We start from the raw sequence: 17,874 nt of genomic DNA on the forward strand, positions 1-17,874 counted from the left end.
TTCCCACGAAATACGCGAAAGGACGCGAAATTTTATAGACGGTAAAAACGGAAAAATATAATATTCAAGGAGATCAATAATATGAATCCGCTGACTTTAGTACTGGTCTTGGCACTGGTTCAATTTGGCGCTGTTAAGGGGAAGGTGACGCAAGTAGATGGAACCACACCTGTTAAAAATCTTCGGGTTGATGCTTACGAAGCATTGACAAAAACATTAATCAATTCCAATAAAACAGACACTTTGGGAATTTATGTCATAGGTAATTTACCAACGGGTAATTACAAGATCCGCACCTGGAACTTGTCGGGGCCATATTGGTCGGAGCCGTATGTGAATATGTACTATAATAACACGTTGTATTGGGATTCCTCTTCTACTGTGGCGGTTAATGACCCTGATACAGTACCAAATATAAATATCTCAGTTCCGGCCGGCGGAAATATCCAGGGACGGGTGTTTCAATCCGACAGCATAACGTCCTATAAGGGGTTCTGTTTGATAGCTGCTTTTTATAAAAGTGTAGGTGAGATCAGTATGGCAGGCTTTGCTGATACTGGGAACGGTATATACCGCATTGGCGGTTTACCGCCAGGATGGTATAAAATAGAATACATGCCTTATGGGGAATCCATGGCAGACGATTTGATAGACACTATTTATGCGTTTGAGTACTACCATAATGCAAATGATTGGGCTATAGCAGAGAGCATATATGTAGCCCCTATGGATTCGGTGTTGGGGATCAATGCCGTAATGGATACCGGCGGAACTATTTCCGGCCATGTATATCAACAGGATGGCGCGACACCGATGAGCGGTGTTAAAGTTACCTGTTGGCAATACGGGAACCAGTACTACGGATGGAGTAGCATTGTTTCGGATACAACCGATGTTAGCGGACAATATAAATTGGCAGCTTTGCGCACTGGAAACCATCGGGTGAGCGCAACGAAATCAGGATATGATACTTTATGGTACGACAATGAGGTAGATAGTTCTATTGCGAATTTAGTACCTGTTACCATGCCCAACAATACGCCCAATATTGATTTTAACATGCAAATAACAGGGGTAGCAGAAGAATATATCGCGGAAGGTATACAACCGCACCAAAAGATAAAGTTGACTATTTCCCCGAATCCGGTTTCTTCTAAGGCAGCAATAAAATATGTGATTACTGCAAATAGTTCTGTAATGCTTGATATTTATAATATCAGCGGCCAGCGGGTAAAAAGGCTGGCGCCTGGTGAAATAAATCCAGGTACTTATATGGCATCTTGGAGCGGTCAAGATGAGAATAATCAAAGAATGCCCAATGGTGTATATATCTGCCGTTTGGTTTGGGGTGGTAATTCGACCGCAATTAAAATGTTATTGTTGAGATAATTAAATAAAAAACAGCGGTTTTGTTAAGCTATTTGGAAATTCCGTGATTCCGTGGTAAAGATATTATTGCAGTAATCTATTCTTATGAAAGACAAAATAAAGATCCCGGAATCGGCCATCCGCCGCCTGTCCCTGTATTTTCATCACCTGGCCTCCCTGAAGGAACTGGGCGTGGAGACCATCTCCTCGCGGGAGATCGCCACGGTCTACGGCCTGGCCCCTTTTCAGGTGCGCAAGGACCTCTCCTATTTCGGCGCTTTCGGGCGTCGGGGCCGGGGGTACAATGTCGCCAAACTGATGGACAAACTGGGCGCCATTTTGGGGCTGGACCGCAGCTGGAACATCTGCCTGGTGGGGGCCGGCAATATCGGCCTGGCCATGTACCGCTATCAGGACTTCAAACAGCGGGGATTCAACATCGTGGCGGTGTTCGACTCCGATCCCAAAAAGGCGGGCCAGACGCTCAAACCGGGGATGGCCATTCAATCGATGGACCAGATCGAACAGACAGTCAACCAAAAAATGATCCAGATCGGGATCATAGCCGTGCCGCCCCAGGCCGCCCAGGCGGCGGTCGACAAGCTGGCGGCGGCCGGGGTCAAGGCCATCCTGTTCTTTCCCTCCAGCCAGATATTGATCCCCAAAGGGATCGCCCTGCGAAGGGTCAACCTGGGCCTAGATCTGGAATTCCTGAGTTACGCTCTTACCAATAATTAATTCTAAGGATATTGCACAAATATGGATCAGCATATCGTCATCATAGGCGGAGGACCGGCGGGATACGTGGGGGCCATCAGGGCGGCCCAGCTGGGGGCCAGGGTCACTTTGATCGAAAAAGATACATTGGGCGGCACCTGCCTTAACGTGGGCTGCATTCCCACCAAAGCCCTGCTGGCATCGGCCTCCGTCATGCAGCATACCAAAGCCGCCGGGCAGTTCGGGATCAAAACAGACAATGTCGGTTTCAACTGGGCCGATGTCCAAAAACGGAAGGATCGGGTGGTCAAAAAAGCCACTGCCGGGGTGGGCATGCTCCTGAGATCCCGGCAGGTGGAGGTCATCAAAGGGCAGGCCCGTGTATCGGGAAAAGGATCAATTATTGTGGAGATCGACGGCTCTCAGCCCAGGGAGATCAAATACGATAAACTGCTGATAGCCACCGGCTCCCAGCCGGTGATCCCGCCCATATCCGGCATCGACCTGCCCGGGGTGCTGGACAGCACCGGGGCCCTGGCCCTGGATGCGGTCCCGGAAAGCCTGTTGATCATCGGGGGCGGGGTGATCGGCTGCGAGATGGCCGAGGTCTACTCCACCTTCGGTTCGAAGGTGACCATCGTCGAGCTGATGCCTCAGCTGATTCCCGGGGAGGATCCGGAAGCGGTGGAGGTGCTGTATAAAACCTTGGTCAAAAAAGGGGTGGATATAAAACTTGATTCCCGGGTGAACCGCCTTATAAAAAACGGGGATCTGCTCGATGTTGAAGTGACCGGAAAGGATGGAATAAAAATCAGGGTCGAGGCCGCCAGGGTATTGGTGTCGGTGGGCCGCAGGGCTTCGATCCAGGGCCTGGGGCTGGAGGAGTCTGGAATAGCCCTTGAAAAGGGCTACATCAAGGTCGACGGCAGGATGGAAACCAATGTCCCCGGCGTATATGCGGCCGGGGACTGCATCGGCGGATGGCTGCTGGCCCATGTGGCCTCCCGGGAGGCCGAGATCGCCGTGGAGAATATGCTGGGGCACCAGGCTGTCATGGAATATCACGCCGTGCCCCGCTGCGTCTATACCCACCCGGAGATCGCCTCGGCGGGCCTAGCCGCATTCCAGCCTTCGGATAAAAACATACTTACCGGCAAATTTCCATTCTCGGCCAGCGGCAAGGCCAGCTGCATAGGAGAACTGGAGGGTTTTGTCAAGGTCCTGGCCGACAGGGAAACCCATCAACTCCTGGGGTGCGTGATCGCCGGGCCCAATGCCACCGAACTCATCTCCGAGGCGTCGCTGGCCATATCCAGCAGGCTCAAACTAGAGGACATCATCCAGGCCATGCATTCCCACCCCACCCTCCACGAGTCGCTCCAGGAGGCGGCCCTCAATGCGCTGGGCCGGGCCATTCACCTGCCCTGAATATAAAGGAGCCCCATGAAAAAGATCCTTCTGGTCTTTTCCCTGCTGGCCTCTCTTTCCTGCAGCTATCCGCAGCAGACCCTGCGGATAGCTGCCAGCGAAGGGCTGATCAGCTTCGACCCCCATACCCAGGACGAGGCGGTCACCATGGAGATACTGGGCAACGTCTACGAAAGCTTGGTGGCTTTTGATGCCGACATGCAGCTTGTTCCGATGCTGTGCACCGGATACAGCAATGTCGACGATCGCACCTGGCGTTTTTACCTCCGACCGGGGGTCAAATTCCATGACGGGAAACCACTGACGGCGGAGGATGCCATCTTCAGTCTGGAGAGGGCCGGCAACCATCAGGCGTCGGTCTTTAAAAGCATGCTGGCAGTGATAGAGAAGATAGAAAAAGTTGACAGCCTGACCATCGAGATATCCACCGTCAAGCCCCGGCCCAACCTGATAAATATACTGACCATGATAAGCATCATCCCCGCCCGATCCGACCCGGCCGGACAGCCGGTAGGCACCGGGCCCTATTCTCTGGCTGGATTCAACGGCCGGGACATCCTGTATCTGAACAAGTTCAAGGGCTATTGGGGGGAGGAGCCGTTCTTCAATAAGACGGAGTTCCATATCATCAAGGATGATTCCCAGCGGATGGAAAAACTGCTGAGCGGCAAGATGGATATCGATGCCAATGTCATGGAAAACTACCGCACCAGGCTGTCCGGCGACAGCAGGGTGAATCTGGTGGCCAAACCCAGCGCCACCATTACCGTTCTGGGGTTGAATACCTCCGGCAAGTTCAAGGATAACCCCCTTTCCGATGTGCGTCTGCGCCAGGCGATCTCCCTGGCCATAAACCGCCGGGAGATGGTCGCCAGGGCCTGCCACGGGTACGCCGTTCCCGCCAACCAGATAGCGACCCAGGCCATATTCGGCTACGACCCGGAACTCCCCGAAATTGAACAGAATATCGAAAAAGCCCGCCAGATTATCGGTCCCTTGAAGACATCCGATCCGATCGAACTGACCATAAAGGTATCGTCCGCAGCCTGGTTCGAGGGGCAGCTCCTGGCGGAATTCCTGGCGCCGATAGGCATCAAGCTGACGGTAGACTCCCTGTCCTGGACGGAATTATATAGTTCCATCGAGAGCGGCCAGGCCCAATTCTACCTGATGGGGTTTGCCTACAGCTTTGGAGATGCCAGCGAGCTGTTGAACGATATGGTCCATTCCAAGGGCGGCGCCCGGGATTTTGGCATCCGCAATCTTTCGGGATATTCAAACGAAAACCTGGATAAAATCCTGGAGAAAGCGGACCGTGAATTCGATCCCCTTTTGCGCAAACAGCTGCTGCAGCAAGCCATCCTGCTGACCACCAAGGACCTTCCCTTCATCCCTCTGTATATCCGGGACAGCAGCTACGGACTGCGCCGGGACCTGACCTGGCATCAGAAGACGGCGGCGGCGATGCTGGTCAAAGAGATCCGCCTTTAAAACAATCTATAATGGAGTTAGTCCGATGTTGAAAAGAATCACCGCAGCATTATTAATAGGCCTGCTTTGCTCCTGTGCCGACAAAAGCCCCGACGGCCGGCTGCTGACCCTGGCCATGGAAGACGAGCTGATAACCCTGGATCCATACTTGCATGACGACAGCATCGCTCATTCGATACTCAGCAATATCTATGATGCTTTGGTCAGCTTCGACCGGGACATGAAAGTGGAGCCGGCCCTGGCCATCAGCTGGGAAAACCCCGACGATCTCACCTGGAGGTTCACCCTTAGGCCCAATGTGTTCTTCCATGACGGCCGCCAGCTGGCCTCGAAAGATGTCAAATATAGCCTGGAAAGGGCCCGACTGGGCAAGGTATGTCATTACCTGGCAACCCTTCAAAGCATAACCGTGATCGATGATCTGACGCTGGAAATAAAGACCAGCAAGCCATCGCCGGTCCTGCTGAACAAACTTACCTTCATCGCCATCATGCCGGAGGGCACCGCGGACCCGGTCACCACGCCGGTCGGGACCGGGCCATACCATTTTGTAAGATACCAGGCCGGAAGCCAGATAGAGCTGAAAGCCAATGAAAAATACTGGAAGGGCCGCCCGACGATCAAAAGGGTCATATTTAAGATCATTCCCGGGGAACAGGACCGCCTGCAGGCCCTGCTTGACGGCAGGGTGCAATTGATCCGCGATGTCGACAAGAACAAGGCCGACCAAAACAGCACCAACCCCAAAGTAAATTTTGTCAACAGCCCCGGCCTGGGGGTCAGCATGCTGGGCATCAATTTCACCGGGAAGGGGCCGTTGACGGCCCGTAAAGTGCGGGAGGCGATCTATTGGGCGATAGATCCCGATGAGGCAATAATGGCTTCAGGCTGGGATGCCCTGCCGATAGATCAGCTGGTCTCCCCATACATCGTGGGATATAATCCCGCCATGACCATGAAAAGGCCGGATCTGGACCGGGCCAGAAAATTGCTGGCCGAGGCCGGTTATGCCGGCGGTTTCAAGGTGTCTCTGGAGATGTCCAAGACGGCGGCGTCCACCACCGGGGATATCCTGGCCAAGCAGCTGGCCAAGATCGGCATCAAGGTGGCCCTGACCGGGAGCGACTGGCCGGATTTTTCCAGCCGGCTTGATCGGCGCCAGATCCCGTTTTTCCTGGTGGGATGGTCCTGCAGTTCGGGCGATGCTTCGGATCTTTTTGATGCCTGCCTGCACACCAGCGATGGCAAGAATTATGGCAGCGCCAACTGGGGGGTATACAGCAACCGGAGGCTGGATTCGGTGATCGAGAAAAGCAACCAGGTGCTGGACAACAAAGAGAGGATAGAGTTCTTAAAGCAGGCCATGGAACTGGCCATGTCGGACTACCCCTTTATTCCCATCTTTGCCAGGAACCGGATATATGGCCGGGACAGAAACATAATTTTCCTGCCCCGCCAGGATGGAAGGATCAAAGTGTTCGAAATATATTACAAGCTATAGGGTGGCAGCCTATCGGCACCGGGGAATATTAAATGTTTAAAAGCCTTAAAATAAAACTGGCCATCGCCGCCAGCCTGTTAGTGATAATAATCATTACGGTGTATTCGTTGGTTTCGGTACTTACCAGACGGGAACAGCTGAAAAACGAGATACAGGACGGGGTCATTGCCTTTGCCCAGATGACCGTGGCTCCCATCTGTCAGAGCTATTATTTGTATTATACTTCGGGTTATTTCAAATTCAGGGGCAGTCTGTCAAATTTCCTAAGGATGAACGGCAACATCACCGAAATCCAGATAATCGATGTCAACGGCGAAGTGAAATTCGATTCCCGGCAAATGGATATTGAACATTCCGCTATTCCCAAGAAGCCGGAACTGTACGAGCCCGGCCTTATGGAAAGGGTGAAGAGGCTGGATCTGAGCTATAAGATAATCAGCAGCGCCGATAATCAGGAAGCCATTTCGGTGGTCATGCCCTATATCGAAGAATGGGGCCGGCACAGATTATCGGTAAGGTTCGTCGGCTCCTTCGCTGCCCTGGGATATTTGATCCGAAGCAGCCTGAGCCAAGTTTTGATAACCGGGCTATTGTTCGTCCTGTTGGGGAGCGTCCTGGCCTATTTCATGGCCAAGAGTATCACTGACCCCATCCACCAACTTACGGTCGCGGCACGGGATATCGGCGCCGGAAAGCTGGATCAAGAGGTGAACGTCAAAACCGACGATGAGATCGGCTCCCTGGCCGATAATTTCAACATCATGACCAGGCAGCTGAAAGCCAATCTGGAGGCCCTGTCCGAGTCCTACGACCGTTTGTCCCAGGCCAACGCCGAACTGATGGAGCTGGACCGGCTGAAAAGCAACTTCATCGCCAATGTTTCCCATGAGCTCAAGACACCCCTGACCACCATCTCGGGTTATGCCGATTATCTGGCCATGGAAAAACTGGGCCCCCTGACCGAGACCCAGCGCAAGGGGATCGAGGTGATGCGGAGGAACATCAAGCGGCTGACCAGACAGATAAAGGACCTGCTGGATTTTATCACCATAGAGTCCGGGCATTTTATTGTGGAGCAGCATCCCTTTGATATCCGGGCGCTTTTGGACGAGACGGCCGCCAACTATCAGGCGGAGCTGGACAAGAAGAAGCTGGAGATCGTCATCGATGCTCCCGAAAAGCTGACTGTCATCGGCGACCGGGACCGGATCCTGCAGGTGGTCGATAACCTGGTAATGAATGCCCTGAAATTCACCTCCCGGGGCTACATCAAACTTAAGGCCCAACCTGACGGGGAGGGGGCGGCCAGGATCGAGGTGTCTGACAGCGGCGTCGGGATTCCCCAGGAAGCAGTGCCCCGGATATTTGAGAGGTTTCACCAGCTGGATGGGTCCTCCACCAGGAAATATGGCGGAGTGGGTTTGGGTTTGGCCATCGTCAAATCTATTCTGGACGCCCATCAAAGCGCCATCGAAGTTACCAGCCAGACCGGGAAGGGCAGCTGTTTTAGTTTTAAATTGCCCTTGGAATAAATAATGGGAGAGCGCTATGGCACCAGATGCTTCGGGCAAAATTATCATCCTGGCGGTGGATGATGAGGAGGATATTTTAGGGCTGGTTAAAATGGTCTTGGAGGAGGCCGGTTATTCTGTGATAACGGCCCTTTCGGGCCACCAGGCACTGCAGATGCTCTACCATGCCAAGCCGGACCTGATTCTGCTGGATATCATGATGCCGGAGCTGGACGGCATGGAACTGATCAAGATCCTGAAGATCATGGATTTCTCCTCCACCATCCCCATTGCCATGCTGACCGCCAAAACAGATTTCGGCGACCGGATGGCGGCCATCAAGGAGAACGCTGTCGATTACATTTGCAAACCTTTCTCCCCGCCAGAATTGGTAAAAAGGGTAAAAGATATCCTAAGTGACCGGAGCAATAAGTAGCGGTCTTGGTATTAAACATGCATATATTATCGGTTTAGTGGTTATATATTTAAAATTTACAAATATTATATAACAAGATAACTGATTGTTTCATTATATTTTACGAGCTTATAATTATTAATATGAATTAATATTTATATCAGTATGATGTATAAAACAATAACTGGGTTATAGATAGTTATATCTAAAAATCACAAAATTTTAAGGCAAACAGCTATGTCCAAAGCTCAGATACTGGTGGTGGAGGATGAGCGAATTGTAGCTTCCGACATCGAGAAGCGATTGAAAATGCTGGGCTACAATGTGCTGGAATTAGCCACATCCGGCGAAGAGGCAGTGGAAAGAGCCAAAACTATCCTGCCGGATCTGGTGTTGATGGATATAGTTTTAAAGGGGGGTATGGATGGAATCTCAGCGGCAGATACAATCCATACCCTTCTTAATATTCCGGTGGTATTTTTGACGGCTTATGCCGATCCCGATACATTGTCCAGGGCTAAAAAATCCGAGCCCTACGGATATCTGATAAAACCGTTTGAAGAGCGGGAGCTGATAGCGGCAATAGAGATAGCACTGGAGAAGCATAAAAAATTTTCCCGACTGAAGGATAAAGAAAAGCACTTTAGGTTCTTGATCGAGAATGGATCGGATATCATTCTGGTTATCGACAGCAATGGGATCTTTGAATACGGCTCCCCTTCAATCGAAAATATTCTGGGCTATAAGCCTGACGAATACCTGGGCAAGGGGGGGCGGGACTTCATCCATCCCGACGATGCCGATGGCATCAGAAGCATCCTGGAGCAAAGGAAAAAGACCCCCGGCGTTTCCCCGGCCTTCGAAGTGAGGGCCAGGCACAAGAACGGGAGCTGGCGATCTTTCGAGGTCATTGCCAACAATATGCTGAACGATCCCGAGGTCTCCGGGATCGTGATAAACGCCAGGGATATTACCGACAGAAAAACAGCCGAGGATGGCCTCAACAAGGCCCATCAGGAGCTTAAGGCCATATTTGAAGCCCTGCCAGACATGTTCTTCCTGCTGGATAATGAGGGCACCATCCTGGACTACAACACCAGCCGGCTTTCGGACCTGCTGGTGCCGCCCGAGAGATTTCTGGGCAAGAAGATCCGGGAGATCCTGCCGGAACCTGCCGCCGGGATCGTCGGGCAGGCCCTGCGCGAGGTAAGGGAGAAAGGCCTGCTGACGGTCACGGAGTATTCACTGACCAAGGATGGGGAGCAGGACTTCTACGAGGCCCGGCTGCTGCCCCTGCCGGTTTCACAGATCATCGCCATAGTGAGGAAGGTCACCGACCGGAAGAGGGCGGAGGAAAAACAGCGCAAATACTCCGGCGACTTGGATTTTCTGTCCAAAACGGCCATGGATTTTGTCAGGATGCCGGTCGAGCAGGATCTCTTCAAGTATATTGCCGAGAAGGTGAAATCGATAGCCGGAAGCTCCATGGTGATAGTAAGCTCCTATAACGAATCGTCGGACATGCTTCGGGTAAAATATATCCTGGGGTTAGAGGAGCACTATCACGATATTTTGAAACTTATCAAAGCAGACCCGGTAGGCATGGACTTCAAGCTCAGCCGGGAAGCAAAGGAGGCTTATCTCTCCGGCGAGGTGGTCGATGCACCGATAGATCTCTATAATCTTACCTTTAAGAAAATATCCAAAAAGGTGTGCAGCAAGATCGAAACCTTGCTGTCCATAAAAAACATTTTCACCATAGGATTGTGCCACAGCGAGGAGCTGTTCGGCAATATCGCCATATTATCGCCCAGCCACGCCCCGCCTTTTAATGTCAGCCTGATGGAAACTTTCTCCAACCAGGCCTCGGTCGCCCTGCAGCGGCGCAAGGCCGAGGACCAGCTCAAATATATCAGCCTGCACGATCCCCTGACCGGGCTCTATAACCGGGCTTTCTTCGAGGAGGAGATGCGCCGCTTGGATATGGAACGGATCGAGTCGGTGGGCATGATCATGTGCGACGTGGACGGCCTGAAGCTGGTCAACGATATTATGGGCCACAAGACCGGGGACGGACTGCTGATGGCGGTTTCGGGCATCATCCGGGATGCCTGCCGGAGGGGAGATCTGGTAGCCAGGCTGGGCGGGGATGAATTTGCGGTGCTGCTGCCCAATATCAACCAGACCGACCTGGACGGCATCTGCCACCGGATAAAGCATACCATCCGCACCTATAATGCCGAGAACCCCGAACTTCCATTAAGCCTATCGATAGGCCATACTTTACGCAGCCATGCTAATGTGGGCATTACCGACCTTTTCAAGGAAGCCGACAACATCATGTACCGCCAGAAGCAGGATAATCATGATCTGTTGATACAGAATTTCATTAAAGCCTTAAAGACCCGTGGCGTGATCTCCGGGGGAAGGATAATCCGCCTGGAAAATCTGATCACCCATTTTGCCATGGCCATGGGACTGTCGGAGATCGATATAAAAGAAATGAAGCTGTTGGCCAATTTTTGCGATATCGGCAAGATCGGGATATCGGATAAGATACTATTGAAATCCCAATCGCTGGATCCTCGGGAGCTGGCCGAAATGAAAAGGCATTGCGAGATAGGCTATCATGTGGCCCGGTTCTCTTCGGATCTGATCCCGGTGGCCGATCTGGTTCTGAAACACCATGAATGGTGGAATGGGCAGGGATATCCCCTGGGTTTGTCCGGCGGGGACATTCCGCTGGAATGCAGGATGCTGGCCATAGCCGAAGCCTACGAGGCCATGACCAGCGATAGGCCGCATAGCAAGGCCATGAGCCATGGAGAGTCTGTTGCCGAACTTAAAAAATATGCCGGGACCCAGTTCGATCCCGTTCTGGTCGAAAAATTCATCACTATGTTCTGACCCGGCTGGTTTATTCAATGCGGCCCCATCATTCCGGGGCCGCATTTTCATGGATCTGGTTTTATGGATTGAATAAATACCGGAGTTTATTGTATAATGGTCAAGGTAAACATTCCCCAAACAGACTGCAAAACGGAGGTGGAAAATGACGGTCAGCAATTATTATCTTGAACACTGGATAGACGAGATGCATCTGCACGGTGTTAAAAAAACGGTGGTCAGCACCCAGACCAAATACCAGAAGATAGACATCGTGGATACCTATAATTACGGGCGCTGTCTGTTCCTGGACGAAAGGATGCAGAGTTCGGAGCGCGATTCCTTCATCTACCATGAGGCGCTGGTGCACCCGCCACTGCTGCTGCACCCCGATCCCCGGAAGGTGATGATCGTGGGCGGCGGCGAGGGCGAGACCCTGCGCGACATCCTGAAGCACAAATCGGTAAAGCAGGTGGTGATGGTGGACATCGACAAGCAGCTGGTGGAGTTCTGCCGGAAGGAGCTGCCGCAGTGGGCCGGGGGGGCTTTCCAGGACCGCCGCTCCAAGGTGCATTATATGGATGCCCGGGCCTACCTGCAGAAGACCCGGGAAACCTTCGATGTGATAATCATCGACCTGACCGAGCCCATAGAGGGCGGGCCTTCGTTCAAGCTTTACACCCGGGAGTTCTACCAACTGCTGAACCGGCGGCTTTCGCCCCAGGGCTTGATCACCCTGCAGGCCGGCACCACCCGCAGCGGCGACACCCAGATGCTGACCGCCGTCGCCCGAACCATCTCCAGCGCCTTCCCGGTCACCAGGATATACCAGGTGACAATCCCCTCATTCGGCCTGCCCTGGGGTTTCATCCTGGGCTCCAAAGGCGCCGACCCATTGGTCTATTCCCCGGACCAGATCGATGCCCTGATTAAAAAACGGGGGCTCAAAAAACTGGATTACTATGACGGCATCACCCATTTAAGCATGTTCGCCCTGCCGAAGTTCCTGCGTAAAGATTTCGATAAACAGCAGAGGGTGATAACCGATAAGAACCTGCTGACCGCCAAGTTCGCCTAACCGTTAAACCACTAAGACACTGATGAAGCACCGTCCATCGCCCCATAATTCGCCCCAAAGCCGGGCACCGCTGTTCGAAGCCCTGGCCGCATACATCAAGCAGCCCAAGGTGCCGTTCCACACTCCCGGCCACAAACAAGGCCGGGGGATCGATAAGGCCTGGCGCCGGCTGGTGGGCGATGCGATCTTCAGAATGGACCTGACCGTCCTGCCCGAGACCGACTGCCTGTTCCATCCCACCGGGGTCATCAAGCAGGCCCAGGCTTTGGCGGCCGGGGCCTATCAGGCCGATAAAAGCTATTTCCTGATCAACGGTTCCACCGGCGGCAATTTGAGCATGCTGATGGGGGTGCTGTTTCCCGGCGACAAGATCATTGTTCCCCGCCATACCCACAAATCGGTGATATCAGGGCTGATCATGTCCGGGGCCCTGCCCATCTACATCCATCCCGAGGTCAACCGGGAATGGGGCCTTATTATGAACGTCTCGCCCCAGGCGGTGGAAAAGGCCCTGATCAAAAATCCCGGCGCCAGGGCGGTATTCGTCTCCTCGCCCACCTATCACGGCATCTGCTGCGACCTGGGGAAGATCGTCAAGCTTTCCCATCTCAACGATCGGATAGTGATGGTGGACCAGGCCCACGGGCCGCACCTGTTATTTCATCCCGCTCTGCCCGTTTCGGCCATGGAGGCCGGGGCCGATATCTGCGTGGAGAGTTCGCACAAAATAATCTCGGGGCTGACCCAGGCCTCCATGCTGCACGTAAAGGGGCCCAACATCGATATCCGGGACCTGGAGGAGGTCTTGTTGCTTACCCAGAGCACCAGCCCATCATATCTGCTGATGACCTCGCTGGACCTGGCCCGGCGCCAGATGGCCATGGATGGGCGGGAGCTTTTGGAAAAATCCATCGCCCTCTCGGTCAAACTACGCAGCTCCATCAATAAGATAAAAGGGCTGTATTGCCTGAATCCCCAAGACGTCAAGCCGTTCAAGCTTGACCCCACCAAGCTGATCGTGTTCGTGGACAAGCTGGGGCTTACCGGCTACCAGGCCAGCAGGATACTGAACGAGAAATACAACATCCAGGCCGAGATGGCCGACTGGGACCATGTGGCGTTCATATTCTCCATAGCCGACGGCCAGTCCGAGGCCGACCGGCTGCTGCGGGCCCTGAAGGCCATGGCCTCGTCGCAGTATGGCCGCGGCCCGCTGCAAAAACTGGATATCCAATTCCCCTCCAATTACCCGGCTATGTCGCTGACCCCGCGCGAAGCTTTCTTCTCGACCTATAAGATGGTCAAGCTGAAAGAGGCGGTGGGCGAGATATCCACCGAGTTCTTCACCGTTTACCCGCCGGGGATCCCGGTGATCGTTCCCGGTGAGCGCATCACCCACCAGGCGGTGGAATACCTGGAAACAATGAAACGTTTGGGGGCCATCCTGGTGGGCCCGCAATATGGCCAGCCGGGAAGGATCAGGGTGGTAGCTAAATAACGGGGTTTTATGGGACGCTGATTGACGCAGATATACGCGGGTTTAATTTTTAGGGTTTAATGCAAGTTTTATTCAAAATAACTTAAAAAGGTTAGATGAATGAAAACGAATCTTATCAAGATAGGAAAACGTCTGGCCTTGCTTGGCATGCAAGCAATAGCGTTGGCGTTTTTGGCGCAGGGCATGGCCTATGCCACCGGCGGGACGCCGAGCGGTAGCGGGACTGAAGGGGATCCTTTCTTGATAGCCGACTATGAGGATCTGAAAGTCGTCGGTACCGATACATCAACCTATTCTCTTAATAGTGTATATCGGTTGACAAGCAATATTGATGCTTCAGCATCGGCTCTGGAAGATAGTGGTAAGGGTTTTGTGTCTATTGGTACAAACACTGCTCCATTTACCGGCGTTTTTCATGGGAGTGGTTGCATAATAAATGATTTGATGATTAATCGATCTGCTACTAATTATATTGGTTTGTTTGGTAATATAATTAGCGGTACTATTGATAGTCTTGGTATGGCGGGAGGCTCTGTAACTGGTGGTAATTATGTTGGTTTTCTTTCCGGTAGAGATTCAAACAGCACTGTGAATGGGTGTTACTCCACTGGTTCGGTAATGGGCGGAAGAAATGTCGGAGGTCTTGTTGGATTAAATTACAATGGAGGCACAATTGACAGATGCTATGCCACCGGCGCCGTAACAGGCAGTGATGTTCAGGTGGGCGGCCTTGTTGGGCTGAATTACAATGGCACTGTGAATGGTTGTTACGCTACCGGTTTTATTTTGGGTCGTGGAAAATGTGTTGGCGGCCTGGTTGGTTACAATTACAATGGAATAGTTAGCGATTGTTATGCAGAAGGTTCGGTAACGGGCGACAGTAGTTTTGTAGGCGGATTAGTCGGGGTCAATCAGGGCAGCAGCACCGTTAATGGATGTTATTCGACCGGTTCCGTAACCGGTTATAGCGGTTTTGTTGGTGGTCTGGTCGGCTTTAATGACGGCGGTTCTGTAAGTGTTGGTCATTCAACCAGTTCAGTGGAAGGTAATAATAATTTTGTCGGTGGCTTTTGCGGTGCAAATTATAATAGCGGACTAATTATTAAATGTTACTCCAAAGGGGCTGTCACCGGAAATAATAATTTTTATGTTGGTGGTTTGGTTGGAGGGAATGATTACAATAGCACTGTTAGCGAATGCCACGCTGTCGGAACAGTCACAAGCAACAGCGGTTATGTCGGCGGTTTGGTAGGTATAAATAATAACAGCAAAGTGGATTTAAGTTATGCCTCGGGCTCAGTATTGGGTTTGGGATCTACCGTAGGCGGCCTAATTGGAATGAACGATACTTACAGTACGATAGACAGAAGTATGGCTACAGGCTCAGTAACAGCCGGCACTCACTCTGCTGGTGGGCTTGTGGGATACAATGATTACAATAGCACAATATCAAAAAGTTATGCTACCGGTACAGTTGCTAGTTTGTGGGCCGGAAGTGTCGGAGGTCTAGTCGGATACAACTACTGGAGCATTATCAGCGAATGTTATTCCACAGGTCCGGCAACAGGGACTGACTATATTGGAGGCTTGGCTGGCGGCAATGCGTATGGTACGATTAATAACTGTTACTCCACAGGTGAAGTGAACAGCTATTACAATAAATATATAGGGGGCCTTACCGGGTACAGCGCAAGCAGCACGGTTAGCGGAAGTTACTGGAACAAAGAAACAACAATGGCAGCTGTTGGCGTAGGTTATATATCAGGTGGGAGTGCGGCTTGTTATGGTTTGACAACAGCGCAGATGAAGCAGGATACAAGCTTCAATAGTTGGGATTTTAGCGCTACGTGGAGAATCCGTTCAGACAGTACTTATCCTAGTCTGCAATCATTGGATAATGCTCCATTTGCTTTTTTCGATAGGTTCTACACTCAAAGCAAAACATTTTTGCTTTCAAATTTTATTCTCAATGATTGCGATATGGAAACGACGCGGGCTAACCTAGTACTCCATGTGAATAGTGTAAGCGTGGGAACAACCGATAGTGTAACCACCTTAACGTTTCCTGATAGCATTGCCAAGGGCACCGTTGATACCGTGAAATACCGGGTAGGTGAAATTCGATCCACCGATACGTTATGGGGTAACATTGCCACGGCTTATGTTATATTTGATGCAACACTTGAAGGTAATGGAACCGAAGAAACCCCGTATTTGATTCCTGATTATGCAAGCCTGAAAATGATCGGATCAATTATTTACGGTTATGAACTGGATAAAGTATATAGGCTGGTTGCTGATATCGATGCCTCTCCCTCTGCGACAGAGAATAGCGATAGCGGGTTTGTGCCCATAGGTACAAACGGCATGCCTTTTATAGGCGCCTTTCACGGGGGAGGACATGTTATAAAAAACTTAATGATCAACCGTCCTGCTACTGATTATGTAGGTCTGTTCGGATATATAAGTGTTGCTAATATTGATAGTCTTGGGTTATCGAACTGCTATGTTGCAGGAAATTATCGCGTCGGCGGTCTTGTCGGTTATAGCTACCAAAGCACCGTGATGGAAAGTTATGCAACTGGCTCTGTAATGGGCTATTTTGCAGTCGGGGGTATTGTAGGTTATAATAGCTATGGCATTCTGAGCGAATGTTACGCTACCGGCCCAGTGATGGGCAGTAATAATTATGTTGGTGGTCTGGTAGGTCTCAACTATACCGGCAGTAAAGTGAATAAATGTTATGCCACTGGGTCGGTATTGGGAAATAGCCGTTATGTTGGTGGCCTTGTCGGTGCCAATTATAGTAACGGCGCGATAAGTGGATGTTACTCGACCGGCTCGGTGTCAGGTAGTAATGATTATGTCGGCGGTCTGGTCGGAGCTAATTATATTAACGGGACGGTAAGCGGCTGTTACTGGAATACAGAGACATCGGGATTGATAAGCGGAGTGGGAACCAACAACGGGTCGGCCGACATTACCGGGGTTACGACAGTCCCGATGAAACAATCATCCAGCTTTATGGACTGGAGCTTCGATACTACTTGGACCATCCGCTCTGATAGCACCTATCCCGGCTTGCAGTCTTTAGATAATGCTCCGTTCGCTTTTTATGATACTCTTATTTCCAACAGGTCTTTTGAACTTTCAAGGCTGCTACTCAACGATTGCGATGTGGAGACGGCGCGGAATAACCTCATGCTTCGAATAATTAGCGTCAGCTTGGGAACAACAGATAGTGTTAGCACCTTAATTTTCCCGGATAGTACTACCAATGGCATCATTAACACCGTGAAGTATCGGATAGGTGAAAACCGTTCTTTCGATACTCTTTGGGGTAACATTGCCACAGCGTATCTTACTCTGGATACTTCGTATATGGGCGTGGAATCCTCGAAGATTGTTGGGTTGTTCCGATATGAGTTAAGACAGAACCATCCCAATCCCTTTAATACAAGAACAACAATAAGTTACCAGTTGGCAGTTGATGGTTACGTAAGCCTTAAGGTTTATGATATGCTTGGCCGGAAAGCTGCTACGCTGGTTGATGGCCTAAAACCCGCCGGGATGCATCGGGCCATATTCAATGTTCAGCGATTAGCAGAGGGTATTTATTTTTACCGGTTACAGGCGGGGACTTTTACAGAGACGAAAAAACTCCTTTTGTTAAAATAAATGATAATATTATATTACACACGAGGGGCTTGACAAAGCGGGATTTTGGGGGGATAATTGAATGCCGAATTGAAAACTCAAACAATAATAGAAAAAAAGGAGATTGAAGATGTGCAATTCCTGCGGTTGCGGAAGCAAGCTGACCTATAAATGCGAAAAATGCGGCCAGACATCCAGCCTTCCCAAGGAGTGCTGCGGCCAGCCCATGAAAAAGCAATAGGGAACAGTATTAAAAAAGCGACAGCCAGTTTGCGGCTGTCGCTTTTATGTTTGATTTAATCCTTGACAATCAGGACATTTTAT

The 17,874-nt window shown here is 51.3% G+C and carries 11 protein-coding genes; all 11 read left to right on the forward strand.

The genetic code is table 11. From position 1 onward, the window contains the following. Positions 1–81 precede the first annotated feature (81 nt). Positions 82–1,389 (forward strand): hypothetical protein, encoded by a 1,308-nt coding sequence (locus A2273_10440; protein ID OGF09034.1) that lies wholly within the window; start codon positions 82–84, stop codon positions 1,387–1,389. Between the two features lie 84 nt (positions 1,390–1,473). After that, positions 1,474–2,106, forward strand: a complete 633-nt coding sequence (locus A2273_10445) for a redox-sensing transcriptional repressor Rex (GenBank protein ID OGF09035.1) — start codon at positions 1,474–1,476, stop codon at positions 2,104–2,106. Between the two features lie 21 nt (positions 2,107–2,127). Further along, positions 2,128–3,513, forward strand: a complete 1,386-nt coding sequence (locus A2273_10450; GenBank protein OGF09036.1) for a dihydrolipoyl dehydrogenase — start codon at positions 2,128–2,130, stop codon at positions 3,511–3,513. 15 nt (positions 3,514–3,528) lie between these two features. After that, positions 3,529–5,004, forward strand: a complete 1,476-nt coding sequence (locus A2273_10455) for a hypothetical protein (GenBank protein ID OGF09037.1) — start codon at positions 3,529–3,531, stop codon at positions 5,002–5,004. Positions 5,005–5,029: 25 nt separating this feature from the next. Further along, on the forward strand, positions 5,030–6,505 hold the full coding sequence (locus tag A2273_10460) for a hypothetical protein (protein ID OGF09038.1): 1,476 nt from the start codon (positions 5,030–5,032) through the stop codon (positions 6,503–6,505). Positions 6,506–6,537: 32 nt separating this feature from the next. Continuing rightward, complete coding sequence (locus tag A2273_10465) at positions 6,538–8,037, forward strand: hypothetical protein (GenBank protein ID OGF09039.1); 1,500 nt, start codon at positions 6,538–6,540, stop codon at positions 8,035–8,037. Between the two features lie 16 nt (positions 8,038–8,053). Further along, on the forward strand, positions 8,054–8,452 hold the full coding sequence (locus A2273_10470; GenBank protein OGF09040.1) for a hypothetical protein: 399 nt from the start codon (positions 8,054–8,056) through the stop codon (positions 8,450–8,452). A gap of 216 nt (positions 8,453–8,668) precedes the next feature. After that, positions 8,669–11,338, forward strand: coding sequence for a hypothetical protein (locus A2273_10475; GenBank protein OGF09041.1), 2,670 nt, complete (start codon positions 8,669–8,671; stop codon positions 11,336–11,338). 145 nt (positions 11,339–11,483) lie between these two features. Next, complete coding sequence (locus tag A2273_10480; GenBank protein ID OGF09042.1) at positions 11,484–12,395, forward strand: hypothetical protein; 912 nt, start codon at positions 11,484–11,486, stop codon at positions 12,393–12,395. A 22-nt stretch (positions 12,396–12,417) separates the two neighbouring features. After that, positions 12,418–13,893 (forward strand): hypothetical protein, encoded by a 1,476-nt coding sequence (locus A2273_10485; GenBank protein ID OGF09043.1) that lies wholly within the window; start codon positions 12,418–12,420, stop codon positions 13,891–13,893. A gap of 99 nt (positions 13,894–13,992) precedes the next feature. Then, positions 13,993–17,571, forward strand: a complete 3,579-nt coding sequence (locus A2273_10490; protein OGF09044.1) for a hypothetical protein — start codon at positions 13,993–13,995, stop codon at positions 17,569–17,571. Positions 17,572–17,874: the final 303 nt, after the last annotated feature.

Source organism: Candidatus Edwardsbacteria bacterium RifOxyA12_full_54_48, assembly GCA_001777915.1.
Lineage (GTDB): Bacteria > Edwardsbacteria > AC1 > AC1 > EtOH8 > UBA2226.